The sequence below is a fragment of the Ruegeria sp. YKSF57 genome (genome assembly GCF_059612585.1).
Genome location: NZ_JBXWQW010000019.1, coordinates 56,656 through 79,291, shown reverse-complemented (window position 1 = coordinate 79,291; position 22,636 = coordinate 56,656). Strand labels below are relative to the sequence as shown.

Genomic DNA, 22,636 nt, shown 5'->3' with positions numbered 1-22,636 from the left:
GTGGTAGTCGGTTCCAATGCAGTTTTCCGACGACGGAGCGCCTGTTCCAAGCTCAGGTGACGTCGCGATAATCTTGGGCGCAATATGGAACCAGAACTTCTTTGAGCGGTGCGAATAAACCGGTTTTCCTCAACGGATCATGGCCCAGATCGTTCAAGAGTTCATCATGGTAGTGGGCCATATGCAAAAGCAAGGTTGCCGAGCGTGCAGGCCCGTCGGGCATCCATGATTGCTTCCAGCGCCGCAGGCCGTCGATCGCGCCCTGCATCGCTTCGGACGAAGGAAGTTCGACATTGCCAACGGCGACCTCGGCCAGCCAACGGGCCTGCAGCGCAAATGTGGTTACACTCATGAACGACGAGGCGCGACCGACGAAGGCCAAGTTTGGAACTTCGGGATGCAGGATATGCCGGTACAGATAAATGCCATCCGTCCCTTCCCCAAGTCTCGTGCGAAGATCATCCGGCAATTGGTCCAGCCCTGTTCGCCACCCTGTACCGAACACCACGCAATCGACGTCAAGCGCCTCGCCATCTGCAAGCACGAGTTTATTGCTGTCAAACCGAGCTATCGCGCTGCGGTGAGCCGAAATCCCGCCACTGCGAATTTTTTTCAGAAGGCCGGGTCGCGGGACCATCGTGACTTCGCTGAACGCATCCAGTTCCACCGGGTGATCCGGCACCAGGTTTTTGCCGTTTGAAATCCGCATACCCAAACCCTGCTGTGTCCGCAGCAGAACCTCGACCACGCGCCAGAACAGCCAGGGCAGCGGGTAGCCCACATTATGCAAGGCCCGTACCATTGGCGTCGGTCGAACATAGGGTGGGATCAGGGCCGCAACCAGCCGCGTCAGCATTCCCCATTTGAATGGCAGCAACCCCAGCAGATTTCTGGGCACCGGCCAATGTGCTGTGCGAAAAACCAGATGCACCTTGTCAGCAACGTCGGTGGCCGATCCTGCGATATCGGTTGCGCTTTTGCCATATCCAACCACGGCCACGCGTTTGCCTTTGAGCACGTCGAGTGTCTTGACCTGGCTACTATGAAGAATTTCCCCACTGAACCCGTCCTGCCCTTCGATCACCGGCATGTGCGGTTGTTCGGAATAGAGGCCGGTGGCGATGACCAAAAGATCTGCCGTCCTGGTCTTTGACAGACCATTCTGGTCGGTGTCGACCTCCCACACCTCGCCAGACTGGCGTACAGACGTAACTCGCGTGCCCAGCCGCAGGCGGTCCGTGATGTCGTAATGCGCGCAATAGTCTCTCAGGTATTTCTGAAATTCCGGACCGGGCGTGAACGGAGAGGCGGACTCGGACAAGGGAAAATCCGGAAACTCATAGAGGTCCTTTTGGACCTGTACTCCGAAATCGTAGTACCCATCAGCCCACACACCGCCCAACTCCGGGTTTCGATCAAGGATCGTGCATTTAATACCCTTTTCCTGTAGGCATTTGGCCGTTGCCAGACCCGAAACTCCGGCCCCGATGATCAGCGCTTCTTTGATGTTGCCCGGGTTCATCGCTCGGCCCGCCCTATACCGAATATGCGTGATCCAAGAAGAAGGAGCGCACCCAACACCCAAAGCGCAAGAATATACGCGCCGAATATCGTCCACAGCGCCCAGACCCAAAGCCCCTGCCAGACAGATTTCAGCGGCTGAGGATCAGCCAACCTTGACCGGGCTGAGACGATGATGAACAGGTGAAAAAAACCGATGACGGCCCCCAAAAAGGTTCCCGCCCAAAAAAACGCAGACATGGTGCCCCCCATGATGTCCTACCAGCAATATAACATAAAACCTATTTCTGATGTGCAGACGAGTTGCGGACGACACGACGCTTGACCTCAGGGCCGAGAATGGTTCACAGATTGGCGCATGACCAAGGTATTCCTCAACCTGCCGCGCCGTGAGATCTTGGCGCGCCATTTCGGCCACCGCCGTAAACGCTTTGCCGGATAGATCGGGGGCACTGCTGCCCCTGTTTTCACCCAAACTCAAAGCGAGAACACCATGACAGAATTTACTGAAATCCCCGTCATTCGGCTGGGCGACCGACCCGATTCAGAGATCGCCGCCGATTTTCGTGCCGCCTATGGCGTCACCGGCTTCGGTTATGTCGAAGAGCACGGAGTCGACCCGGCTCTGGTTGAAGCAGTCTTTGAAGCATCGCGCCAATTTCACGCGCTGCCGATCGAAGCCAAGATGGCCATTGCGGTCGACCAGAGCCACCGCGGTTATATCCCGATCAATACGTCGACGGACGTCAATTCGACGCTGGCCGTCGTGACCAAGCCGAATCAATCCGCGAGTTTCATGATGATGCGCGAGGATATGGCTGCCGACCCCGATGTTTATTTATCCGGCCCGAACCGTTGGCCGGATTTGCCAGGATTCCGCGAAACCTTGAATTCTTATGCCAACACCATGTCCACCCTTGGGGGGCGACTGATGAAGATCGCACTACAAGCATCTGGTGTGACAGACACCTCAATACTTGACGCGTTTTCAACCCCGACCATCTGGTTGCGCCTGTTGCACTATCCACCGCAACCTAACGCCAGCCCTGATGACCTTTTCGGCTCGGCTCCACATACGGATTTTGGCTGTCTAACCCTTCTGGCGCAGGACAACGTGGGCGGCCTGCAAGTCATGACTCCCGCAGGAAACTGGGTGGATGTGCCAACACGGCCCGGCACGTTTGTGGTCAACGTCGGTGACATGCTGCACCGGATGAGTAATGGGCGACTGCTCTCGACACCGCACCGGGTGATCAACCGCTCGGGTCGCGAACGGTACAGCTGCCCGTTTTTCTTCGACCCGCATGTCAATACCGTGATCGAACCCCTGCCGGGGACCGGTACCCCCCGGTACAAACCGCTTCTTTTTGCGGATTTTCTGCGCGGGGAACTGGAAGCGGCCTATGACGCCCACAAACCAGCACAAAGTTAGATCTTTTCCCTCTTGACCTGCGGGCGTCCGATGTCATGAACGGAGCCCATGAGTACTGCACGTCTGACCATTGACCTGTCCGCGCTCGCCGATAATTGGCGGGCGCTTGACGCAAGAAACACCGTTGAGACCGCGGCTGTGGTCAAGGCGGATGCCTACGGCCTGGGTGTTCGGCGTGTTGCACCCGCGCTGGCCAAGGCGGGTGCTCGAAAGTTCTTTGTCGCCGTCGCAGGTGAAGGCGTGGCGGTGCGTGAGGCACTTGGACCGGGACCGCTGATTGCCGTGTTTTCGGGACATATGCTGGGCGATACTGATATCCTGCGCGACTATGATCTTGTGCCGATGCTCAACTCTGCCGAACAATTCCAGCGTCACATGGAAACGTTGTCGGGTCACCCCTTTGGCATCCAACTGGACAGCGGCATGAACCGGCTGGGTCTTGAGCCTGCCGATTGGGCTGAGTTGCGCGAAACGGCACTGTCCAGAAACCCCGTTCTGATCATGTCGCATCTGGCCTGTGCAGATGAGCCAGATCATCCGATGAACACGCAGCAATTACACGTTTTCAGAGAGATGACGGAAGGAATTAATGTTCCCAAGTCGCTTGCGGCGACGGGCGGATTGCTATTGGGGTCAGACTATCATTTCGATTTCTGCCGACCCGGCGTCGGTCTTTATGGTGGCCAGCCCTTTGCCGAGGCAAAACCAGTCGTCACCGTCGATCTTCCAATCGTGCAGGTTCGGCACGTACAGCCCGGTGAGACCGTGGGCTATGCCAACGCCTGGACAGCCACGCGTCCGTCGCGGATCGCAACTGTCGCTGCCGGGTATGCTGACGGCCTGCATCGGGCCACAGGCGGGGGGATCAAGGCCTATGCCTGCGGAACGCCTTGTCCGGTCGTCGGGCGCATCTCGATGGACCTGATTACAATCGACGTCACCGACGCAGGCCACGTCCCCGAGGCTCTGCAGATATTGAATGCGCAGCAGACCGTGGATGATCTGGCAAAAATCGCCGGAACAATCGGTTACGAAATCCTCACCTCGCTTGGCGCGCGATATGCACGGAAATACGTGGAATGAACCCTCTCGCTCTTCTGGCCGGACTTGGTCGAACAGTTTTGACCGTCCTTGCTGCATTCGGGCGGGTCGGCCTGTTCGCGTTTGATGCGATATCGCATATTTTCCGCCCGCCCTATTATCTGCGCGAATTTGGTGTGGCTCTGCTGAATATCGGCTGGCTGTCGCTGCCAGTCGTCGGCCTGACCGCGATTTTCACCGGTGGCGCGCTGGCGTTGCAGATCTATGCAGGCGGTGCACGTTTCAACGCCGAGGCCGTGGTACCCCAGATCGTCGCAATCGGCATGGTGCGAGAGCTTGGACCGGTTCTGGTCGGCCTGATGATCGCGGCTCGCGTGACGTCGTCGATTGCCGCCGAAATCGCCACGATGAAAGTGACCGAGCAGATCGATGCGCTGGTCACCCTGTCGACGCATCCGATGAAGTACCTGACCGCCCCACGCGTGTTGGCCGCGCTGATTACAGTGCCAGTTCTGGTCGGCGTCGGAGACATCATTGGAATCGCTGGTGGTTATGTTGTGGCGACGCAAAATCTGGGCTTCAATGCCGCCGCCTATTTGCAGAATACCGTGGATTTTCTTGAAACCCGCGACATTGTTTCGTCATTGGTCAAGGGGGCGGCCTTTGGCGTCATCGCGGCGCTGATGGGATGCTACTACGGCATGAACTCGGGCCGTGGGGCGCAGGGCGTGGGCCGCGCCACCAAGGGGTCGGTCGAGGCCGCTGCCGTGCTGATCCTTGCCGCCAACTTCGTTCTGACAGGGGTGTTTTTCTCGATATGATCCGGATGGAGAACGTTCATAAGGCCTTTGGCGACAATCGGGTTCTACAAGGAATGAACCTTGAGATTCCAAAGGGCACCTCAATGGTGATCATCGGCGGATCGGGCACCGGAAAATCCGTGGCGCTGAAATGCATTCTAGGGCTGATTGCGCCCGACAGCGGCAAGATCTTCGTCGATGGGCGCGATGCGACCGAAGGCGACCGTGATGCGTTTCTGGCAAGGTTTGGCATGCTGTTTCAGGGCGGCGCTTTGTTCGATTCTCTGCCCGTCTGGCAGAACGTGGCCTTTCGCCTGCTGCGCGGGTCGCTGAAACGCCCGGCGGACGAGGCGCGCGAAATCGCTATCGAAAAGCTGCGCCGAGTGGGCCTGAAATCCGACGTCGCCGACCGGCTTCCGGCGGAACTGTCAGGCGGCATGCAGAAACGCGTGGGGCTGGCCCGCGCCATCGCCGCCGAGCCCGAGATCATCTTTTTTGACGAACCCACCACCGGCCTCGACCCGATCATGTCCGGCGTCATCAACGACCTGATCCGCGAAATCGTGACCGAGATGGGCGCCACCGCGATGACCATCACCCACGACATGAGTTCCGTCCGCGCGATTGCCGACAACGTGGCGATGCTGCATGACGGGCTGATCCAGTGGACCGGGCCTGTGAGCGAGATGGACACGAGCGGCGATCCCTATCTGGATCAGTTCATTTACGGGCGGGCGGAAGGGCCGATTGAGGCGGTGCGTTGATAGGACCGTTGGAAGGTTCTATCGCGCTGTTTCTATTGGCTTCACCCTTTGTGGCTGCAGCCGTAACAGTGTGGCTGGGCATGAAATTGCAACTCGAGCCGGACAGTCGAAAAGCAGGAGTATTGTTGGCTACACTGCCATCCATGACATTCCTTTGGCTTGCTCTGCTGATCTTCGTAAATGCCAGCGGTTCCGATCTGCGACGGCACATGTCGTGGCATCTTCACTTGGTGACACTAGGCGCATTTATTGCTGTCGAGGTTCTAATTTTCCAAGCATTTATCCAAAGCTCGTTTCGCCTACACGCAGCTATTTCAGCGCTGCTTTGTGCTGTTGCGGGGTATGTCATGTTTGCAGTCATCTTTCTTTGATCAATCCGTATTGGGCGAGTCCAAAAGGGCCGCTAGCCCATTTCTTTTTGCCAATACTCCTACCGGGTGCAAAACACGATTCACCCTGCGACCGACTGATGCGCTCAAGTTACCTTTCCCTCTTTCAAATTTGATAGGAAACGCGCAAGTCTAGGCGAACCAACAAAAACAAGCCGCCATGCTCATCCGCCTCGCCACCCTTTCGCTCCTGCTCCTCTACCCCATCGCGTGGTTCGCTCCACTGATGCGCGCAGGGCTACTGCCGATCTTCGGCCTCAGCGAGATCAGCGTGATCACCGGGCTGCAATCGCTGTGGACATCCGACATTTTTCTGGCCCTCGTCGTTACCGTCTTCGCTCTCTTAGCCCCCTACATCAAAACCATCGGCACCGCGCTGATCCAGTGGAACCTGCTGGACCCTCGCCTACAGCCCGCGCTGAACATCCTCGGCAAGCTGGCGATGGCCGATATCTTCCTCATCGCGCTTTACATAACGCTGGCCAAGGGAATCTCCTACGCCACCATAGAAACGGCCTGGGGGCTTTACCTGTTCACTGGCTGCATCCTGGCGTCGATGGTGCTAGGCTTTCTGACCGAGCGCCGCGCAACCTGAGGGCTTGATGCGGCGCGCGTCCTCGGGCACCAAGGGCGGCATGGCAAAGACGAAAACCTTCACCTGTACAAGTTGCGGCGCGGCCCATTCGCGGTGGTCGGGCCGTTGTGACGCCTGCGGCGAGTGGAACACCATCGCGCAGGAGGTACCGCTGTCCGCCGGTCCCGCGTCGAAATCGTTGGGCGGCAAACGTGGGCGGGCCATCACGCTGAGCGATCTGGCGGCAGAGGAAACGCCGCCGCCCCGCACCATCTGTGGCGTCGATGAGCTGGACCGCGTTCTGGGTGGTGGATTGGTCCCCGCCTCGGCCATATTGGTGGGGGGTGATCCAGGAATAGGCAAATCCACCCTGCTTTTGCAGGCGGCGGCACGATTCGCCCGAACGGGTTTGAAAACCATCTATGTCTCGGGGGAGGAAGCCAGCGCACAGGTGCGCATGCGTGCACGCCGGCTTGGCCTTGCCGATGCGCCGGTGCAACTGGCCGCTGAGACCAATCTGCGCGACATCCTGACAACGCTCGAGGCGGAAAAACCCGGCCTTGCCATCATCGATTCGATCCAGACCATGTGGGCCGACAACGTCGACAGCGCCCCCGGTTCGGTCAGCCAGGTCCGCGCGGCAGCGCATGAGTTGACCTCTTTCGCCAAGCGGCACGGCGTATCGATCATCATGGTGGGTCACGTCACCAAGGAAGGCCAGATCGCCGGCCCCCGCGTGGTCGAACACATGGTCGATACGGTTTTGTATTTTGAAGGCGAGCGCGGGCATCAGTTCCGTATCCTGCGTGCGGTCAAGAACCGGTTTGGTCCAGCGGACGAGATTGGGGTTTTCGAGATGACAGGCAGGGGGCTGGCCGAGGTCAGAAACCCATCGGCCCTGTTTTTGTCCGAACGCGGCAAACCCAGCCCCGGCTCGGCAGTATTTGCCGGGATCGAAGGCACACGCCCCGTATTGGTCGAGTTGCAGGCGCTGGTCGCCCCTTCGCCCCATTCTCAGCCTCGTCGCACGGTTGTTGGATGGGACAGCGGGCGTTTGGCGATGATTCTGGCCGTGCTTGAGGCGCGTTGCGGCATCCCCTTTGCAGGGCTCGATGTCTATCTTAACGTCGCGGGCGGGCTGAAGATTTCCGAACCCGCCGCCGATCTGGCGGTTGCCGCAGCGCTGATGAGTGCGCGCGAAGACGCTGCCCTGCCAGCCGACACCGTCGTTTTTGGCGAAATTTCTTTGTCAGGTGCACTAAGACCGGCCCCGCAAACCGAAAACAGGTTGAAAGAAGCGCAAAAACTTGGTTTCACGTCAGCAATTGCTCCGGCAGGTGGCAAAACGGCCACTGTGGCAGGACTGACACTCACCCGACCATCTGATCTGGTGGGGTTTGTTGGCGAAACCTTCGGAGCAGGCTAGTATCGCGCCCGAGGCAGAAAAGAGCAGGCTAACACCATGGAAGGTTTCACCATCATCGACGGGGTCGTTGCCCTGATCATCGTGCTGTCAGCGCTGCTGGCCTATTCCCGGGGATTGGTGCGCGAAACGCTCGCCATCGTCGGCTGGGTCGCAGCTGCTGTTCTGGCTTTCCTGTTTGCGCCAAAGGCGATGCCGCTGATCAAAGAAGTGCCCGTTTTGGGCGAATTCCTGCGGGACAGTTGCGAGTTGTCCGTCATTACCGCTTTCGCAGCGGTTTTTGCCGTAGCCCTGATCGTGGTCAGCGTATTCACACCACTCTTTTCCTCGCTGGTTCAACGTTCGGCTCTGGGCGGGCTGGATCAGGCGTTGGGGTTCTTCTTTGGCGTGGCGCGGGGCATCGTCCTGGTGGCCATCGCGTTCTTTGTCTACGACACTGTAATGACCGGTCAGAACTTCACCATTGTCGATGAAAGCCGCTCGGCCGAGGTTTTTGCGCAGTTCAGCGCCAAGATCGAAGAACAAAACCCCGAACAGGCGCTCGGATGGGTCACCCAGCAATATGAAGACCTGGTCGGGGCCTGCAGCAACCCGCAGCAGTAATTCATCCGCCATTCCTGAAAATGCCCGGGCAAGTCCCGGGTTTTTTTGTTTTGGCCGCTCATTTCTTCACCTGCGGCAAATCGCGGACGTGATCCTTTGGTGACACAGGGCGTCTGAGGCATTATGTGAAGGCCAACTCGGAACAGGAATCGGAGCTGCCCGCCTTGCAAAGCCCGCAGATGCCCCCCGCCCACCCATTTGACGATGACAAGCTCCGCGAGGAATGCGGGATATTCGGCGTCGTCGGTGTTCAGGATGCTGCCAACTTCATAGCTCTCGGTCTGCACGCCCTGCAGCATCGCGGTCAGGAGGCGGGCGGCATTGTCACCCACGATCCTGAACAGGGCTTCAACTCGGTCCGCCGATTCGGGTATGTCCGCGACAACTTCACATCCGCCGACATCATGGAAGCCCTGCCCGGACCACTGGGGATCGGCCACGTGCGCTATTCGACGGCCGGGTCCAAGGGGCAGACCGCGATCCGCGACGTGCAGCCGTTTTTTGGTGAGTTTTCCATGGGCGGTGCTGCGATTGCCCATAATGGTAACATCACCAACGCCAACGCATTGCGCCGCGAACTGATTGAACGCGGTTCTATCTTTCAATCTTCGTCCGACAGTGAATGCATCATTCACCTGATGGCGCGTTCCCTGCAGCGCAACATTCCCGAGCGGATGGAAGACGCCCTGCGCCGGGTCGAAGGTGCATTTTCAGTGGTGGCAATGACACGGACCAAGCTGATCGGCGTGCGCGATCCGATGGGCGTTCGGCCGTTGGTGCTGGGCAAGATCGGTGACGGCTGGTGCCTGGCATCGGAAACCTGTGCACTGGACATCATCGGCGCGGAATTCATTCGTGAGATCGAACCGGGCGAGATGGTTGTGATCACCGCCGAAAAGGGTGTCCAAAGCAACTTTCCATTCCGGCGACAACCGCCAAAGTTCTGCATTTTCGAGCACGTCTATTTCTCGCGCCCTGATTCCATTCTTGGTGGCCGGTCGGTCTATGAAACCCGCGAAGCCATCGGTCGGGAATTGGCAAAGGAAAGTCCGGTCGAAGCCGATCTGGTTTGCCCGGTGCCCGACAGTGGCACGCCTGCCGCAATCGGCTTTTCGCTGGAATCGGGCATCCCCTATGCAATGGGAATCATTCGCAACCAATATATGGGTCGCACCTTTATTGAGCCGACCGAGCAGATCCGAAATATGGGCGTGCGGCTCAAGCTGAACGTCAATCGCGCGCTGATCGAGGGCAAACGGGTGATTCTGGTGGACGACTCGGTGGTTCGTGGCACGACCAGCCGCAAGATCAAGGAAATGATCCTGGATGCGGGCGCCAAGGAAGTGCATTTCCGGATCGCCAGCCCGCCAACAGCCTGGCCTTGTTTTTACGGTGTCGACACACCACAGCGTGAAAAGCTGCTGGCAGCGACCATGACCGAAGAGGAAATGACCAAGCATCTGGCGGTCGACAGCCTCAAGTTCATTTCACTGGACGGTCTTTACCGAGCCGTTGGGCAGTCGGGTGGACGCGACAAGGCATGCCCGCAGTATTGCGACGCCTGTTTCTCTGGCGAGTACCCTGTGAGCCCCGCGGACATGATCGAACAGGGGTTCAAGATGCAACCCGCAGCGGAATGATCTTGTCTGGGATAGAAACATAAAGGAGCGCTTGCGCTCCTTTCTTTTCATGCTCACGCGAGTAGCATTTTTTTGCTAGTCCGCACGCTTGGCTCTTTCGCTTTGGTGGCCAAATCACTACCCAGCCCCGGTCACTCACTGACCGGGCCGACTCCATGAGCAACAAGGTAGACAGCGCCGCAACGCAGAAAGGTGCGTTAACACGGAATGATATTTCCGTGCTGGGAGTATTCGGCCCCGCCAATAACCTGCACGCCCTGGTTCGCCTTTCGACAGGCCGCACCAAGGAAGTCAAACCCGGCAGCCGGATTGGAACCGGCACGGTCATCGCCATTGACAACTCTGGGCTGGTACTGCGGCAAAGCGGCCAGACCCGCAGGATCGACATCCCCGGAAGCTAATCCTGACTTGACGATACCCGCATGGAGGTTCAAACCGCCCACATGACCGATAAGACCAAAATCGCCCTTGTCACCGGGGCTTCGCGCGGACTGGGAGCCGCACTTGCCGAAGCGCTCAGCGAGGACTATCACATAGTCGCCGTAGCCCGCACCACAGGCGGGTTGGAAGAGCTGGACGATCGAATTCAAGCCAAAGGCGGTGCGGCGACACTTGCGCCGATGGATATCGCTGATCCGAATGCGATGGCGACCTTGTGCCGGGGGATATACGACCGTTGGGGCAAGCTGGATTTGTGGCTGCACACAGCGATCCATGCAGCGCCGCTGACGCCTGCCCCCTTCGTCGATCCCAAGGACTGGACCAAATCCGTTTCAATCAACGCCACGGCCACTTCGGTTCTGATCCCTTATATTGCGCCGCTATTGGGCGAGACAGGACAGGCAGTATTCTTTGACGATCGCCGTGCAGGCGAGAAGTTTTTTGGCAGCTATGGGGCAACCAAGGCGGCGCAAATTGCCCTGGCGCGCAGCTGGGCCGCAGAAACCGTCAATACCGGACCACAAGTGACGATCTTGGAACCGGCACCGATGGCCACTGCTTTACGGGCGCGTTTTTTTCCCGGAGAAGATCGTTCGGTCTTGGCATCGCCCTCCGACGAAGCCACTCGGTTGTTGGCTCTGCTCTAAGTGTGGCTCGTTCCGGGTCACATTCCCGGCTGTTGCCGGAGTAGACTTGTGAGGACCAAGACGACCTGTCATGCGATGTGGACGCCCTGACGTCCCGCCAGATCGACGAAGAACTGCCACGCAACTCGGCCCGAACGGGCACCGCGTGTGGCTTGCCACTCAATAGCTTCGGCCCGAAGTGTTTCCGCCCCGACACTGACACCATAGGCGCTGCAATAGCGGTCGATCATGGCAAGGTATTCGTCCTGACTGCATGGATGGAAGCCCAGCCAAAGGCCGAAACGATCCGAGAGCGACACCTTTTCCTCGACTGCCTCTGACGGGTTGATGGCGCTGGAGCGTTCGTTTTCGATCATGTCGCGCGGCATTAGGTGGCGGCGGTTCGATGTAGCATAGAACACGACATTCTCCGGGCGCCCCTCGATACCACCATCCAGCACGGCCTTGAGGGATTTATAGTGCTGGTCGTCATGACTGAATGACAAGTCATCGCAAAACAGAATGAACCGGTGCGGCGCGGCGCGCAGGTGGTTGAGCAGGCGTGCGACCGAACCCATGTCTTCCCTTTGGAGTTCGACCAGTTTCAAATCTGGATGATCGTCTTGCAAAGTGCCGTGTACGGCCTTGACCAGGCTCGATTTGCCCATACCGCGCGCGCCCCATAAAAGCGCGTTGTTCGCCTTGAAACCTTTTGCGAACCGCCGCGTGTTGTCGAGCAGCGTATCGCGTGAGCGGTTTATGCCAACAAGCAGGTCGAGATCCACTCTGTTGACATGCGGTACAGGTTCCAGCCGATCGGGATCAACATGCCAGACAAATGCCGATGCCGCATTGAAGTCCGGTGCGGCGAGCGGTGCGGGTGCCATCCGTTCCAGGGCTTCGGCAATGCGGTTCAGGGCTTGGCTGTCCATATGGTCCTCCGGTCTGATCAGGCGCTTCAAACATGTTCCGGCAAGTGCGACAAGCCATCTGAACCGAAAAAGGCGCGCGGGTTGCCCCGCACGCCATTCCAGTCGAGTGAGCGAGGCTTACTTGCCGTCCTCTTCAAACTCGGCCATCAGGGGATCGTCCTCTTCCTCGTCGTCGTAATAGCCGTCCGCACGCAGCTGCGCCTCGCGCTTCTTTTCGACACGCGCGACAAGGAAAATCGAGACTTCGTACAGGCCGTAAACCACCGTGAACAGGATCAGTTGGGTAATCACATCTGGAGGCGTGACCAAGGCCGCAAGGATCAGAATACCAATCATCGCGTATTTCCGGACGGCACCCAGTCCCTCGGCGCTGACAAGACCTGCTTTACCCATTAACGTCAAAAGGACCGGCAGTTGAAAGCAAAGCCCGAAGGCGAGGATAAACTTCAGCGTGATGTCGAGGGATTCATTGACCTTGCCAAAGAACGTGATTTTCACGCCGTCTGATGTCTCGGGTACCACGGCGACTTCGGTCGGCACTTCACCCGTCGCCGAAGACAGCAAGTTGGCAAAGATCGAACTGACATCGGCAAAGCCGAGGAAGAACTGCATCGCCAGTGGTGTCACCACGAATTGGGCAAAGGCTGCCCCGAGCAGGAACATGAAAGGTGACGCGACAAGGAAGGGAAGGAATGCGCCTTTTTCCGATCGGTACAACCCTGGCGCCACGAACCGCCACATCTGGTAGGAGATCACCGGGAATGCCAGGGCGAACCCGAATACCATGGATATTCTAAACAGGGTGAACAGGTATTCCTGTGGCGACGTGTACTGCAACGTCGGGGAAGGATCGCCAAGTTCGCGAAGGGTCGCCTCGATCGGCTGCAACAGAAACTGCAGGATCGGCTCGGCCACCGCAAAGGCGACGATAATGCCGACCACAAAGGCCAGAACGGAACGTATCAGCCGCGTGCGCAGTTCGGTCAGGTGTTCGATCAGCGGCGCGGAGGTGTCGTCGATCTCGTCGGATTTGCTCATGTCTTGTCTGTCTCGGTGTTGAGCGCCGCCTCGGCTTCTTCGGCCTTGGCCAGTGCATCGGCGGCCTCGCGCGCCTTGCGATCGGCTGCGGCACGGGCGGTCGCGGCCTGAATCTTCTTGGCCTGCTCGGCCCGCTCGGCGGCCAGCTTTCCGGTCTCGCTGTCAGGATCGAACTTGGTCGGATCAATGCCCGAGGTAATATCCGAGGCCATGTCCTGCGCCGCCTTCTTGACCCCGTCCATCGCCGTGTTCACGGGGTTGGTCGCAGCCTTGATCCCCTTGGATATCTCACTCACGCCAGCCTCGTCGGCCGCCTCGTTCATTGCACGGCTGAACTCACGCGCCATGCCTCGAGCCTTACCAACCCACTGCCCCACATTGCGGAACAGGACAGGCAGGTCTTTGGGCCCTACTACGATCAGCGCCACGATGCCGATAACCAGAAGCTCGGTCCAGCCCAGATCAAACATGGTTGCTTATGCCTTGTCTTTGTCGGTCTCGGGCGTGACATCCTTGGCAGCGGTGGCGGCGTCCTGTTCGATCTCTTCGGTACCGTCCTTGACCCCTTTCTTGAAGGCGGTGATCCCTTTACCGACTTCGCCCATCAGCGAGCTGATCTTGCCACGGCCAAACAGCACCAGCACCACAACCGCGATCAGCAGAAGGCCGGGAAGGCCGATATTGTTAAGCATAGTCTTACTCCTCTTTCACCGGTTTCCAGAGCACCGGTCGTCATGATTTCGATTGGTGTTTTACGCCTGTGTCCGACGCACAGAAAGCACAGACAGCCTTGGTGACACGCCTTTTCACGAAAAAAATGACTGTTTCGTTCAGGTCTGGAAATCTACTGACAGGTTTATGTCAGTTGCCTGATGCTAGGCCCACCTTACCGACAGTAACAAATAGGAGATTAACATGACCCATGTCGCTGAAATTGTCACCTTCACGCTGGCCAATGGGGTTAGCGAAGAGGCGTTCATAAACCTTAGCAAATCTTCAGAAGCCTTTGTCCGGGCGTCAGCCGGATTCAAGCATCGTCAATTGAGCCAGGGCGAGGATGGGCGCTGGACCGACTATGTGGTCTGGCAGGACATTCAATCGGCCCAAACTGCGGCCAGGAGATTCCCCCAGCAGGATTTCGCCGTCGCACTAATGGCCGCCATTCGTCCAGATACCATCGAGATGCGGCACGAAACGGTGCTTTGGGACATGAGCGCTTGACGATCTAGGTCATGGCGCGCCAAGGGTAAGTTCATGCGCCGCACTGATCGTCTTTTCGATATCATCCAAATCTTGCGCGACGGAAAACTGTACCGCGCCCAGGATATCGCGGACCGACTGGAAGTGTCGGTCCGCACGATCTATCGCGACATGGACACGCTGGCCGCCTCGGGTATCCCGGTCGAAGGCGAGCGCGGAGTCGGTTACATAGTGCGCGAACAGATTACCCTGCCACCGCTCAACCTGACCCCTGCAGAATTGGAAGCATTGAATCTGGGGATGGCAATCGTCGCCGAGGCCGCCGATGCCGACTTGAAAGCTGCGGCAGAATCACTGGCCGAGAAAATCGACGCGGTTTTGCCAACCCAGACCATTGCCGAGGCAGATGCCTGGAAATTTGCAGTCTATCCTTTTGCCGATGCGGCAAGGGGGCTGGCGCAAATGACTCCGATCCGGGCTGCCATCAAGGCGCGGCAAAAACTGCGTCTGTCTTATCGCCGTATCGACGACACCCTGACAGACCGGGTCATCCGGCCCCTGCACATGGAGTACTGGGGACGCGTCTGGACGCTGACCGCATGGTGCGAGATGCGCTCGGCTTTCCGTGTCTTTCGCGTCGACCTGATCGAAAGCGTCACCCCGTTGCCGGAGCTCTTCTCGGACGAACCGGGGAAACGGTTGAGCGATTTTCAACCGTAAGCAGCTCGGTTACTTAAAGTATGGGTCCGGATCGACCGAGTCGAAACCTTTGCGCACCTCGAAATGCACATAGGCATCGTCTCCGCCGCGCAGAGCGGCGATTTTCTGACCACGTTTTACCTGGTCACCCTTCTTGACGCTGATCCCTTCGACATTGGCGTAAACAGTCAGCAAATCCCCTTGGTGTCGGATCACGATAATTGGAACCTGATCAGCATCTGCGGTGATCGCAGCCACGGTGCCGGCCTCTGCGGCAGTCACTGCCGTGCCCGGCGTCGCAGCGATGTCGATGCCTTCGTTCTTGCCCTTGCTATAGGGGCGTATGATCTTCCCGGTCACCGGCAAAGCCAGCGCCGAGTTGCTTGCGGCACTTGGTGCCGGTGTCTGAACCGCAGGTTCGGCAGGTGTCTTTGGCGCCACGACTTCGTCCGGCAATGGCTTAGTCGCACTGGGCGGTGTCGGCGTTGGCGAGCCCTGCCCCGGTTGCGTCACTGCAGTCGTCGAGGTTTCTGCTGCCCGTTTCGGCACAGGTTGATCCTTGACCGGGATCAGAAGGAACTGTCCTTCACGCACCACAAAATCGGGGCCAAGCCCGTTCCATTCGGCCAAGGCCTCGACCGGCACCTGATAGAGCCGTGAGATGGTATAGGCTGTCTCGCCTCGCTTCACTTTGTGGCGCACGGGCTCAGGGCCTGATGCAACCGGTGCAGCGGGTGCGGGTTTGGCCGGGGCAAGCGTGGTGGTTTCGACCGTGTCACTGCCTGGCGCGGAGTCGATGGCACTGCCGGCGATGCTTTCGATATCAACACCGGCGCCCGGTGCAGCACCAACCGCTCGGGGCAGCGCGATCACTTCGCCCTCTCTCAGCGTATCACCAGGTTGAAGCCCGTTGAACCGGGCCAGTTCCTCAGCAGGCAAGCCTACCCGCGACGCGATTTCGCTGACACTGTCACCACGCTGAGCAACTGCAACCTGATAAGTCGGATAGGTGATGACCCCGCGCGCATCAGGCGCCGGCCGGTTGGCAGTGCCGACGGATTGGGCGGCCGGTGTGGTACTAAACCCGCCGACCTGGCCTCTCAGGTCATAGTCCAGCGGACCTTCACAACCCGCCAGTACTGCCATGGCCGCTGCTGCCGCCAAATGACGCCCGGTGACCGATCGAAATACTGCACTCATCTTGCCATCCTCAATGCCGCCCCCTGTTGGCCGGGGGTCTGGCGTTTTGTCAAATCTCTTTTTCACACCCCATCCCTGCCAAGCCCCTCAAGCAGAGGTACAAATCGGACGGGCCGCAATTCGTCATATTCCATACCGGTTTCGGTGCGGGTCACCTTGATCAGCGTTTGAACCGTATCCGACTGTCCCACCGGCACCACCATGATACCGCCGATCTTGAGCTGCGCCAAGAGCGGGCCGGGCGGGTCTTCCGCCGCAGCGGTTACTATAATGCGATCGAACGGTCCCTGTTCGGGCAAACCGAATGATCCATCCGACAGGATGGCGGTAATATTGGACAGGCCCATGTCCCGAAAAAGATCAACCGCCTCTGCCACAAGGCGTTTGTGACGCTCCACCGTGTACACCCGGCGCGCCAACCTGGCGAGAATAGCCGCCTGGTAGCCAGAGCCAGTGCCGACTTCGAGAACCGTGTCGCGTGGGCGCACCTGCAGGGCCTGCGTCATCAGGCCTACGACCGAGGGCTGGCTGATAGTCTGCCCACAGGTAATCGGCAGCGGTGTGTCGTCGTAAGCGCGTTCCGCGAACAGCCCTTTGACAAACAACCCTCGATCCACCGATTCCATGGCATTCAGAACGCGTGCATCCGTCACGCCCTTGGAACGCAGGGCGAAAAGAAACTGCATCTTTGTTTCTGGATCAGGGCCGCTCATTCGATTGCCTTCAGCGCCTCCAGAGCGTCGTGCGCAGTCAGATCCGCTCGCATGGGTGTGATCGAAACATAACCTTCCAGATTGACCGCCGCATCGGTATCGGGGGTTGTCGGGTTGTGCTGATACCCGCCCTTGATCCACAAAAACCGCCTGCCTGACGGGGAACTGTGGGGTTCAACGCTGAAGTTCGTTCCCTTGCGAAATCCTTGCCGAACTACGCGATACCCCAAAACCTCGCTCGCCGGCACCGGCGGGAAGTTTACGTTGTAGAAAAGTCGGTAGTCGTCATCCTCGTCCGGCGAGGCATCCAGAATACGGCGAACGATATCGGCACCAAAACGTTCGGCGACTTCAAAGGTGTTTTCCAACCCCAGATTGCGGGGGCCGAAGTATTGCGACAGGGCAATTGCGGGAAGTCCCTGCAAAGCCGCCTCCATCGCACCGCCCAAAGTCCCGGAATACAGCACGTTTTCAGCCGAATTATTTCCTCTGTTCACACCCGACAGAACCAGATCTGGCGGGCTATCCTTCATCACGTCATGCAGGCCTGCCAGCACGCAATCTGCCGGAGACCCCTCTGCCGCAAAGCGTCGTTCACCCATTTTGGCAATCATCATCGGATGGGTATAGCTGATGCAATGGGCTACACCGGATTGTTCGAACGCCGGTGCGACGACCCAAACCTCGCCCGAAGCCCCGGCCAAGTCCGCAGCGATCGCTTCGAGCACCCTCAGCCCCGGCGCGTTGATGCCGTCGTCGTTTGTAAGAAGAATACGCATCCTGCCATCTCTTAACCGATTTCGCCCTTGATAGACGCGGTGCCAGATTGCGGCAAGCAATCCCAGGTCGCAATCTGCGGCATTAGCGCACCACTTGGACGGAAACTAGTGGTTTCAAAACAGGCTATTGGGTTGGCCCGGCGTCAGGCGGGGAAAACAAAACAACGGTCACGCCGGATCGTTAGCCACATCACACGTCCGATTTGCGGTACAAACACGTTCGGAACCGTCGCCTTGAGGATAGACCCGCTATAATCCATCCGAAACTCGACAAGGCTTTCGTTGCCCAGAAACCGCGCACGTTCTACTACACCTCGCGCGGCCACACCGTCGCTGGGGGTCGGAACCGGCCCTTTACCCCCACGATCAAAGTCAAGCTTGACGTGCTGGGGCCTGAAAACGATCTCGACATTGGTGCCGTCCGGGATGCCGGGGGCAAGGAACTGACCGAAAGGCGTTTGCGCTAAAGCACCATTAACTTGCGCCCTCAGAACATTGATATCGCTGAAAAAAGATACAGCAGCTTTGTCAATCGGGCGAGTATAGACGTTGTACGGGGCGCCTTGCTGAACAATCTTTCCACCGCGCATAAGCGCAATTTCATCGGCCATGCGCATCGCCTCTTCCGGTTCGTGCGTGACCAGCAGCACTGCTGCGTCCTCGTCCTTCAGAATGGCGAGTGTTTCGTCTCGAATGCCATCGCGCAACCGGTTGTCGAGGCCGGAAAACGGCTCGTCCATCAACATGATCCGAGGCCGCGGCGCCAAAGCCCGTGCAAGCGCGACGCGTTGCTGTTCTCCTCCTGACAGTTGATGAGGAAAGCCATCGATAAACCGCAGCAGATCGACCTTCGCCAGCAATTCCTCAACCCGGGCGCGTTTTCTCTCTTTTGTCCCTTTTAGGCCAAAGGCAACATTTTCAGCGACACTCAAATGTGGGAACAGAGCAAAATCCTGAAACATCAGGCCAATCTCGCGCCGCTCGGGTGGAACACGGAACACGGTGTCACAGATTAGCTTGCCATCGACGTAGATCTCGCCCGAATCCTGCATCTCGACCCCGGCGATCATGCGCAATGTCGTGGACTTGCCGCATCCCGAAGGCCCGAGGAGACAGGTCACCTGCCCCGCATTGATACGTAACGAGACGTCATCCACCACCATACGCCCGCCGAAGGCACGCTTGATATTGCGGATTTCCAGACGTGGAGGAACTGCCTTGACCGTCACCGATGGACCCCATTGCCTTTCCCGATCAATTTCATCGGGCTCGGGCGGGGATAACAACCCCGCCCTTCAGGTGCAAGAGATCAGCAGCACCCGGTTGAGGCCGGTTGCCCTTCGGTCACGAACGGGCTGTCGCCGCCGCATCCTGCAAAGATGCCGTAGTGGGTCGAGAAATCTCCGATAAAGGTGAAGTGGCGGGCAAAACGGGTGTCTTGCAACATCTTCCAAGTGTTGCCGCACACGGGAAAGACCTTACCCGTTTCAATCAGGTGATGATCGTCGAGTGCAAACTCATGCGGCGCATCCGGGATCGTTCCCTTATAGATGACGGCCTGCCCATAATCCTCGCAGGCCGGTTCCAGATCCGGCAGTTTGAACAGGCGATAAGTGGCAGAGATGAATTTCAATGGAGCCACCCGAGCCTCGAGCGCTAAATTTTCAATCGCGAGCGGGCGATGAGTGACACGGCGCGGATCGTCAAAGCCCGCATCCTTTGCCATCGACAGAAAATCGTTCCAATAAAGCGCGCCTGACAGGCACTCGCCATAAAGGACTTCGTCTTCTACCATCGACTTTGGAACACGGCGGTCTGCATAGACATCCGAGAAATACATCTCGCCCCCGTTTTTCAACAACCGGTGCGCTCCGCGCAGAACCGCTGCCTTGTCGGTCGCAAGATTGATCACGCAATTTGAAACGATGATGTCAAAAGACCCGGGAGCCAGATCGAGATCGTCCAGTTTTTCGATATATCCGTGATGAAATTCGACATTGCTGGCTGAATAACCAAAGGCCTCGGCATGATAATCCTGATGTGCCCGGGCCACCTCCAACTGTGCGGGCGTCATATCCACACCAACCACGCGCCCGGTTTCACCAACCATTGCGGACAACGCATAGACATCGCGCCCCGCCCCGCATCCCAGATCCAGGATGCGCATGCCGTCAAGGTCCAGCGGCGCAATCAGGCCGCAGCCATAGTACCGCGCCAAAACTTCGTCATGGATCTTCGACAGTATTGGCTTGAGATGTGCAGGCACAATGTCAGGCGTACAACAGGCGTTTGTCTGAAGGTCAGCGCTTCCTTTCAGGACATCGCCGTAATAGTTCTGAACCGCCTCGTGCTTCATCGTTGCCTCCCAATGGTGATTTCAGCACTCAGCTAGTTCAGTGACGGTAAAGGTTCAATCCGACCAACGGCCCGCTGACGCAACCGTGAGAATGACTCTGGTGCATCATGCCATCAGGGCGAACTCGACCTCGTCGCATATCCTGCCATTGACCTGCACTTGCAGCACGTGCAGTCCAGGCATCAACTTGAAGGTCGTCGCATCCCGCTTGAGTTTATGCGACTTGCTCAAATGCAGAGTTCCGGAGCCAATTTCTGCCTGTTTCAACTTAAAAACCTTGGAGGAGCGTTTCCCTGAAGGCCTGAGAAAATGAATGACATAGTCGACCAGAACCGGCTGGTTTTCGGGGCCATCAATCAGCACCGAAAAATCAAGGCTTCCCCCGATCTTCGCTGCGGTCGGAGCCTTGATCGTGACATCGAGAGGTATTTCCGGATCAAAACCCAGTTGCATCATCGCGCCGCGATGCCCCGCTTTGATCAGACTGCGCAAGGCATGGGAGGTCATCCAACGCAGTTCTTCGGGTGTTTGCCGCTCTTCGGAGCTCCATTGTTCCAATCTCGCGATCGCCAGATCCGGGTGGGTGCGGGCGATGTCGTTGAGATGGTTGGCCACCGACCGAGTGACATAGCGCGTGCTGTCGAAGTGCAAGCGGTCAAGCAAGGGCAAGGTATCCCGTGGGTTCAGCGGTATACCCGCTCCCCACGGCAGTCGCGGACGCGTACCTTCGCTGGCCAGTCGGCGCACGTGATAGCTGTAATGATCACACCAATCTGACGCCCGATCCAGAACAAGGTCCGGCCAGCGATTCAGGAATGGTCGGATTGCCCACTCCATCGAAAACCGTTGTGTCACCTCTTCCAGAACATCGAGCGCCTGTTCCGGGTATTCCATCCCGATCATGGCCACCCACTCGCCCAAGGGCGCGAAAATGAAATCGCCGAAATCGTCGTCTACCAAGGCCGGATCAAGCGGCGCCGGCAAGGCGCGCAGAATTGTCGGTGCGACCGCCGGCAGTTTCCCGGGAATCGAATGCCGCAAGCAGTCTGCAATCCAGTGCATACGATCCTTGAGTTCGAGTTCGCGCAATCGCTCCATGACCCGCGCCTCGAACGCGTAGGCGTCAAAATCCGGATCCGCTTGGGCGAAAAGGCCCGCCAGATAGCGGGTCTTTTCCAGATTGAAAAGCTGATCCTTGAGCGAAAATCCCTGCGCCATCTTCACATTGTCAGATTGGTGGCGCCACCATCCAGCAGGATATTCTGCCCCACGATAAACCCGGCATGCTGCGAACACAAAAACGCGCAGGCCGCGCCGAACTCTGACCGCGTACCATAACGGCGGGCAGGGATGGTCGCAGCGCGTTCGGCTCGGGCTTCTTCGACGCTGATCCCTTTCTGGCTCGCGACGCCGCCATCTAAAGAGTCCGCACGATCTGTCGCGTGAATGCCGGGCAACAGATTGTTGATGGTTACTCCATGTGGCGCAACTTGCCGGGATGTACCGGCCACGTAACCAGTCAGGCCGGTCCGGGCCGCGTTCGACAGTCCGAGAACCGCGATGGGTGCGCGCACAGATTGCGATGTGATGTTGACCACTCTACCCCATCCGTTTTCGATCATCCCCGGCAAAAGCGCCTTCATGAAGGCAACCGGAGCCAGCATGTTGGCATCCAACGCCTTGATAAAATCGTCGCGATCCCAATCCGACCAAAGGCCAGGCGGCGGGCCACCCGCATTGGTGACAAGAATATCAACACCGCGCGCCAATTCGATGACCTGTTTCTGACCTTCTGGTCTGGTCACGTCGCAGGCAATGGTCCGCACTTGCACTCCAAACTCGGCACGGACGCGCGCAGCAGAAGCCTCTAGCGCCTCGGCGCCGCGCGCGTTCATGACCAGTTCGACGCCTGCTGCGGCAAGCGCCTCGGCGCAACCCAGACCCAAGCCTTTGCTACTGGCGCAGACCAGCGCCCGTTTACCGCGAATTCCCAGATCCATGAGGTTCTCCCTATCAGCCATTTCCGCATGTCTAGCACCGGCCAGCAAGAGAAGACCAGAAACGGTTCAATGATCAGTAAAAGAACTCTTCGCGAACGATCTTCCCGTTGGCGACGTGATAGATACCAACCTCTTTCATATCAAAGCTCTCGCCAGTTTCTTTCACTTTGCCTTGCACCTCGAAGATCACGGCAAAGCGGTCGTCGCCGTGCACAAACGGGTCGCTGACCGAAGCGCCCGAAACTTCATGCGCGCCTTCCCACCATTCATGCTTGCCTCGGATCGCGTCACGCCCCTTTATTTCGCGCCCCATGCCTGAGTAATCGACCGCTTCAACAGAAACTGCGTCCGGCGTATACAATTTCTCAAGATTTTCCTTGGCGCGGTTCTCACGGCAGCCGGCCACCAATTCATTGGCAATCTCTTTCAAATCCATCGAAATACTCCGTCATTTGTTCACTATAT

27 protein-coding genes are annotated in these 22,636 nt (G+C 58.2%); 13 read left to right on the top strand and 14 right to left on the bottom strand.

The window, feature by feature from the left end; genetic code table 11:
* Positions 1 to 52: 52 nt before the first annotated feature.
* Positions 53 to 1,522, bottom strand: a complete 1,470-nt coding sequence (locus AC2FLX_RS09975) for a flavin-containing monooxygenase (RefSeq protein WP_496809764.1) — start codon at positions 1,520 to 1,522, stop codon at positions 53 to 55.
* Positions 1,519 to 1,761, bottom strand: coding sequence for a hypothetical protein (locus AC2FLX_RS09970; RefSeq protein ID WP_480748160.1), 243 nt, complete (start codon positions 1,759 to 1,761; stop codon positions 1,519 to 1,521). Before AC2FLX_RS09970 ends, AC2FLX_RS09975 begins: the two co-directional genes overlap by 4 nt.
* Before the next feature lie 253 nt (positions 1,762 to 2,014).
* Here AC2FLX_RS09970 and AC2FLX_RS09965 point away from each other — a divergent pair, with 253 nt between their 5' ends.
* The 11 genes from AC2FLX_RS09965 (at position 2,015) to AC2FLX_RS09915 (ending at position 11,275) form a co-directional block, all read left to right on the top strand.
* The gene (locus tag AC2FLX_RS09965; RefSeq protein ID WP_496809765.1) at positions 2,015 to 2,953 is read left to right on the top strand and encodes an isopenicillin N synthase family dioxygenase; all 939 of its coding nucleotides are present in this window, start codon (positions 2,015 to 2,017) and stop codon (positions 2,951 to 2,953) included.
* A gap of 48 nt (positions 2,954 to 3,001) precedes the next feature.
* Positions 3,002 to 4,036 (top strand): alanine racemase, encoded by a 1,035-nt coding sequence (gene alr / locus AC2FLX_RS09960; RefSeq protein ID WP_496809766.1) that lies wholly within the window; start codon positions 3,002 to 3,004, stop codon positions 4,034 to 4,036.
* The gene (locus AC2FLX_RS09955; protein ID WP_496809767.1) at positions 4,033 to 4,815 is read left to right on the top strand and encodes an MlaE family ABC transporter permease; all 783 of its coding nucleotides are present in this window, start codon (positions 4,033 to 4,035) and stop codon (positions 4,813 to 4,815) included. The genes alr and AC2FLX_RS09955 overlap by 4 nt, the downstream gene beginning before the upstream one ends.
* Entirely contained in the window at positions 4,812 to 5,558 is a 747-nt protein-coding gene (locus AC2FLX_RS09950) for an ABC transporter ATP-binding protein (protein WP_480748156.1), read from the top strand. Before AC2FLX_RS09955 ends, AC2FLX_RS09950 begins: the two co-directional genes overlap by 4 nt.
* An 8-nt stretch (positions 5,559 to 5,566) precedes the next feature.
* Positions 5,567 to 5,929, top strand: a complete 363-nt coding sequence (locus AC2FLX_RS09945; protein WP_480748155.1) for a hypothetical protein — start codon at positions 5,567 to 5,569, stop codon at positions 5,927 to 5,929.
* A gap of 178 nt (positions 5,930 to 6,107) precedes the next feature.
* The gene (locus AC2FLX_RS09940) at positions 6,108 to 6,542 is read left to right on the top strand and encodes a paraquat-inducible protein A (RefSeq protein WP_480748154.1); all 435 of its coding nucleotides are present in this window, start codon (positions 6,108 to 6,110) and stop codon (positions 6,540 to 6,542) included.
* 40 nt (positions 6,543 to 6,582) lie between these two features.
* Positions 6,583 to 7,947 (top strand): DNA repair protein RadA, encoded by a 1,365-nt coding sequence (radA, locus tag AC2FLX_RS09935; protein WP_480748434.1) that lies wholly within the window; start codon positions 6,583 to 6,585, stop codon positions 7,945 to 7,947.
* A 36-nt stretch (positions 7,948 to 7,983) separates the two neighbouring features.
* Entirely contained in the window at positions 7,984 to 8,547 is a 564-nt protein-coding gene (locus tag AC2FLX_RS09930) for a CvpA family protein (RefSeq protein ID WP_480748153.1), read from the top strand.
* A gap of 179 nt (positions 8,548 to 8,726) precedes the next feature.
* A complete protein-coding gene (purF, locus tag AC2FLX_RS09925) occupies positions 8,727 to 10,187 on the top strand; it encodes an amidophosphoribosyltransferase (RefSeq protein ID WP_480748433.1) in 1,461 nt (486 codons plus the stop codon).
* A gap of 155 nt (positions 10,188 to 10,342) precedes the next feature.
* The gene (locus AC2FLX_RS09920) at positions 10,343 to 10,588 is read left to right on the top strand and encodes a hypothetical protein (RefSeq protein WP_480748152.1); all 246 of its coding nucleotides are present in this window, start codon (positions 10,343 to 10,345) and stop codon (positions 10,586 to 10,588) included.
* A gap of 42 nt (positions 10,589 to 10,630) precedes the next feature.
* Complete coding sequence (locus tag AC2FLX_RS09915) at positions 10,631 to 11,275, top strand: SDR family NAD(P)-dependent oxidoreductase (protein WP_480748151.1); 645 nt, start codon at positions 10,631 to 10,633, stop codon at positions 11,273 to 11,275.
* A 68-nt stretch (positions 11,276 to 11,343) separates the two neighbouring features.
* Here AC2FLX_RS09915 and AC2FLX_RS09910 read toward each other — a convergent pair whose 3' ends face one another.
* The 4 genes from AC2FLX_RS09910 to AC2FLX_RS09895 form a co-directional block, all read right to left on the bottom strand.
* Entirely contained in the window at positions 11,344 to 12,186 is an 843-nt protein-coding gene (locus AC2FLX_RS09910; RefSeq protein ID WP_480748150.1) for an ATP-binding protein, read from the bottom strand.
* 117 nt (positions 12,187 to 12,303) lie between these two features.
* Positions 12,304 to 13,224 carry a twin-arginine translocase subunit TatC gene (gene tatC, locus AC2FLX_RS09905; RefSeq protein WP_480748149.1) on the bottom strand — a complete coding sequence of 307 codons (921 nt, stop codon included), beginning with the start codon at positions 13,222 to 13,224 and terminating at the stop codon, positions 12,304 to 12,306.
* Positions 13,221 to 13,694, bottom strand: coding sequence for a Sec-independent protein translocase protein TatB (tatB, locus tag AC2FLX_RS09900; RefSeq protein ID WP_480748148.1), 474 nt, complete (start codon positions 13,692 to 13,694; stop codon positions 13,221 to 13,223). The genes tatC and tatB overlap by 4 nt, the downstream gene beginning before the upstream one ends.
* A 6-nt stretch (positions 13,695 to 13,700) precedes the next feature.
* Positions 13,701 to 13,916, bottom strand: a complete 216-nt coding sequence (locus AC2FLX_RS09895; RefSeq protein WP_480748147.1) for a twin-arginine translocase TatA/TatE family subunit — start codon at positions 13,914 to 13,916, stop codon at positions 13,701 to 13,703.
* A 223-nt stretch (positions 13,917 to 14,139) separates the two neighbouring features.
* Here AC2FLX_RS09895 and AC2FLX_RS09890 point away from each other — a divergent pair, with 223 nt between their 5' ends.
* Positions 14,140 to 14,445 (top strand): hypothetical protein, encoded by a 306-nt coding sequence (locus AC2FLX_RS09890; protein ID WP_480748146.1) that lies wholly within the window; start codon positions 14,140 to 14,142, stop codon positions 14,443 to 14,445.
* 33 nt (positions 14,446 to 14,478) lie between these two features.
* Positions 14,479 to 15,144, top strand: a complete 666-nt coding sequence (locus AC2FLX_RS09885) for a helix-turn-helix transcriptional regulator (protein WP_480748145.1) — start codon at positions 14,479 to 14,481, stop codon at positions 15,142 to 15,144.
* Positions 15,145 to 15,153: 9 nt separating this feature from the next.
* Here AC2FLX_RS09885 and AC2FLX_RS09880 read toward each other — a convergent pair whose 3' ends face one another.
* From AC2FLX_RS09880 to AC2FLX_RS09845, 8 genes are all read right to left on the bottom strand, one after another.
* Positions 15,154 to 16,323, bottom strand: coding sequence for a peptidoglycan DD-metalloendopeptidase family protein (locus AC2FLX_RS09880; RefSeq protein ID WP_496809768.1), 1,170 nt, complete (start codon positions 16,321 to 16,323; stop codon positions 15,154 to 15,156).
* 62 nt (positions 16,324 to 16,385) lie between these two features.
* Positions 16,386 to 17,036 (bottom strand): protein-L-isoaspartate(D-aspartate) O-methyltransferase, encoded by a 651-nt coding sequence (locus AC2FLX_RS09875; protein WP_480748143.1) that lies wholly within the window; start codon positions 17,034 to 17,036, stop codon positions 16,386 to 16,388.
* Entirely contained in the window at positions 17,033 to 17,815 is a 783-nt protein-coding gene (surE, locus tag AC2FLX_RS09870) for a 5'/3'-nucleotidase SurE (RefSeq protein WP_480748142.1), read from the bottom strand. The genes AC2FLX_RS09875 and surE overlap by 4 nt, the downstream gene beginning before the upstream one ends.
* A gap of 143 nt (positions 17,816 to 17,958) precedes the next feature.
* Positions 17,959 to 18,978 carry an ABC transporter ATP-binding protein gene (locus AC2FLX_RS09865; protein ID WP_480748432.1) on the bottom strand — a complete coding sequence of 340 codons (1,020 nt, stop codon included), beginning with the start codon at positions 18,976 to 18,978 and terminating at the stop codon, positions 17,959 to 17,961.
* Positions 18,979 to 19,124: 146 nt separating this feature from the next.
* Positions 19,125 to 20,171, bottom strand: a complete 1,047-nt coding sequence (locus AC2FLX_RS09860; protein WP_496809769.1) for a methyltransferase domain-containing protein — start codon at positions 20,169 to 20,171, stop codon at positions 19,125 to 19,127.
* 105 nt (positions 20,172 to 20,276) lie between these two features.
* Complete coding sequence (locus AC2FLX_RS09855; RefSeq protein WP_496809770.1) at positions 20,277 to 21,389, bottom strand: YhaZ family DNA alkylation repair protein; 1,113 nt, start codon at positions 21,387 to 21,389, stop codon at positions 20,277 to 20,279.
* A 2-nt stretch (positions 21,390 to 21,391) separates the two neighbouring features.
* Positions 21,392 to 22,171: an SDR family oxidoreductase gene (locus tag AC2FLX_RS09850; protein WP_496809771.1), complete on the bottom strand. Its 780-nt coding sequence runs from the start codon at positions 22,169 to 22,171 to the stop codon at positions 21,392 to 21,394.
* 73 nt (positions 22,172 to 22,244) lie between these two features.
* Entirely contained in the window at positions 22,245 to 22,607 is a 363-nt protein-coding gene (locus AC2FLX_RS09845; RefSeq protein WP_496809772.1) for a nuclear transport factor 2 family protein, read from the bottom strand.
* Between the last annotated feature and the right edge of the window lie 29 nt (positions 22,608 to 22,636).

Coding starts and splice junctions, on each gene's coding strand:
- AC2FLX_RS09850 (WP_496809771.1), bottom strand. CDS start 22,171: ATGGATCTGGGAATTCGCGGTAAACGGGCGCTGGTCTGCGCCAGTAGC.
- alr (WP_496809766.1), top strand. CDS start 3,002: ATGAGTACTGCACGTCTGACCATTGACCTGTCCGCGCTCGCCGATAAT.
- AC2FLX_RS09915 (WP_480748151.1), top strand. CDS start 10,631: ATGACCGATAAGACCAAAATCGCCCTTGTCACCGGGGCTTCGCGCGGA.
- AC2FLX_RS09955 (WP_496809767.1), top strand. CDS start 4,033: ATGAACCCTCTCGCTCTTCTGGCCGGACTTGGTCGAACAGTTTTGACC.
- AC2FLX_RS09865 (WP_480748432.1), bottom strand. CDS start 18,978: ATGGTGGTGGATGACGTCTCGTTACGTATCAATGCGGGGCAGGTGACC.
- AC2FLX_RS09975 (WP_496809764.1), bottom strand. CDS start 1,522: ATGAACCCGGGCAACATCAAAGAAGCGCTGATCATCGGGGCCGGAGTT.
- AC2FLX_RS09950 (WP_480748156.1), top strand. CDS start 4,812: ATGATCCGGATGGAGAACGTTCATAAGGCCTTTGGCGACAATCGGGTT.
- AC2FLX_RS09895 (WP_480748147.1), bottom strand. CDS start 13,916: ATGCTTAACAATATCGGCCTTCCCGGCCTTCTGCTGATCGCGGTTGTG.
- tatC (WP_480748149.1), bottom strand. CDS start 13,224: ATGAGCAAATCCGACGAGATCGACGACACCTCCGCGCCGCTGATCGAA.
- AC2FLX_RS09930 (WP_480748153.1), top strand. CDS start 7,984: ATGGAAGGTTTCACCATCATCGACGGGGTCGTTGCCCTGATCATCGTG.
- radA (WP_480748434.1), top strand. CDS start 6,583: ATGGCAAAGACGAAAACCTTCACCTGTACAAGTTGCGGCGCGGCCCAT.
- AC2FLX_RS09885 (WP_480748145.1), top strand. CDS start 14,479: ATGCGCCGCACTGATCGTCTTTTCGATATCATCCAAATCTTGCGCGAC.
- AC2FLX_RS09880 (WP_496809768.1), bottom strand. CDS start 16,323: ATGAGTGCAGTATTTCGATCGGTCACCGGGCGTCATTTGGCGGCAGCA.
- surE (WP_480748142.1), bottom strand. CDS start 17,815: ATGCGTATTCTTCTTACAAACGACGACGGCATCAACGCGCCGGGGCTG.
- AC2FLX_RS09970 (WP_480748160.1), bottom strand. CDS start 1,761: ATGTCTGCGTTTTTTTGGGCGGGAACCTTTTTGGGGGCCGTCATCGGT.
- AC2FLX_RS09910 (WP_480748150.1), bottom strand. CDS start 12,186: ATGGACAGCCAAGCCCTGAACCGCATTGCCGAAGCCCTGGAACGGATG.
- tatB (WP_480748148.1), bottom strand. CDS start 13,694: ATGTTTGATCTGGGCTGGACCGAGCTTCTGGTTATCGGCATCGTGGCG.
- AC2FLX_RS09875 (WP_480748143.1), bottom strand. CDS start 17,036: ATGAGCGGCCCTGATCCAGAAACAAAGATGCAGTTTCTTTTCGCCCTG.
- AC2FLX_RS09890 (WP_480748146.1), top strand. CDS start 14,140: ATGACCCATGTCGCTGAAATTGTCACCTTCACGCTGGCCAATGGGGTT.
- AC2FLX_RS09965 (WP_496809765.1), top strand. CDS start 2,015: ATGACAGAATTTACTGAAATCCCCGTCATTCGGCTGGGCGACCGACCC.
- purF (WP_480748433.1), top strand. CDS start 8,727: ATGCCCCCCGCCCACCCATTTGACGATGACAAGCTCCGCGAGGAATGC.
- AC2FLX_RS09855 (WP_496809770.1), bottom strand. CDS start 21,389: ATGGCGCAGGGATTTTCGCTCAAGGATCAGCTTTTCAATCTGGAAAAG.
- AC2FLX_RS09940 (WP_480748154.1), top strand. CDS start 6,108: ATGCTCATCCGCCTCGCCACCCTTTCGCTCCTGCTCCTCTACCCCATC.
- AC2FLX_RS09860 (WP_496809769.1), bottom strand. CDS start 20,171: ATGAAGCACGAGGCGGTTCAGAACTATTACGGCGATGTCCTGAAAGGA.
- AC2FLX_RS09845 (WP_496809772.1), bottom strand. CDS start 22,607: ATGGATTTGAAAGAGATTGCCAATGAATTGGTGGCCGGCTGCCGTGAG.
- AC2FLX_RS09920 (WP_480748152.1), top strand. CDS start 10,343: ATGAGCAACAAGGTAGACAGCGCCGCAACGCAGAAAGGTGCGTTAACA.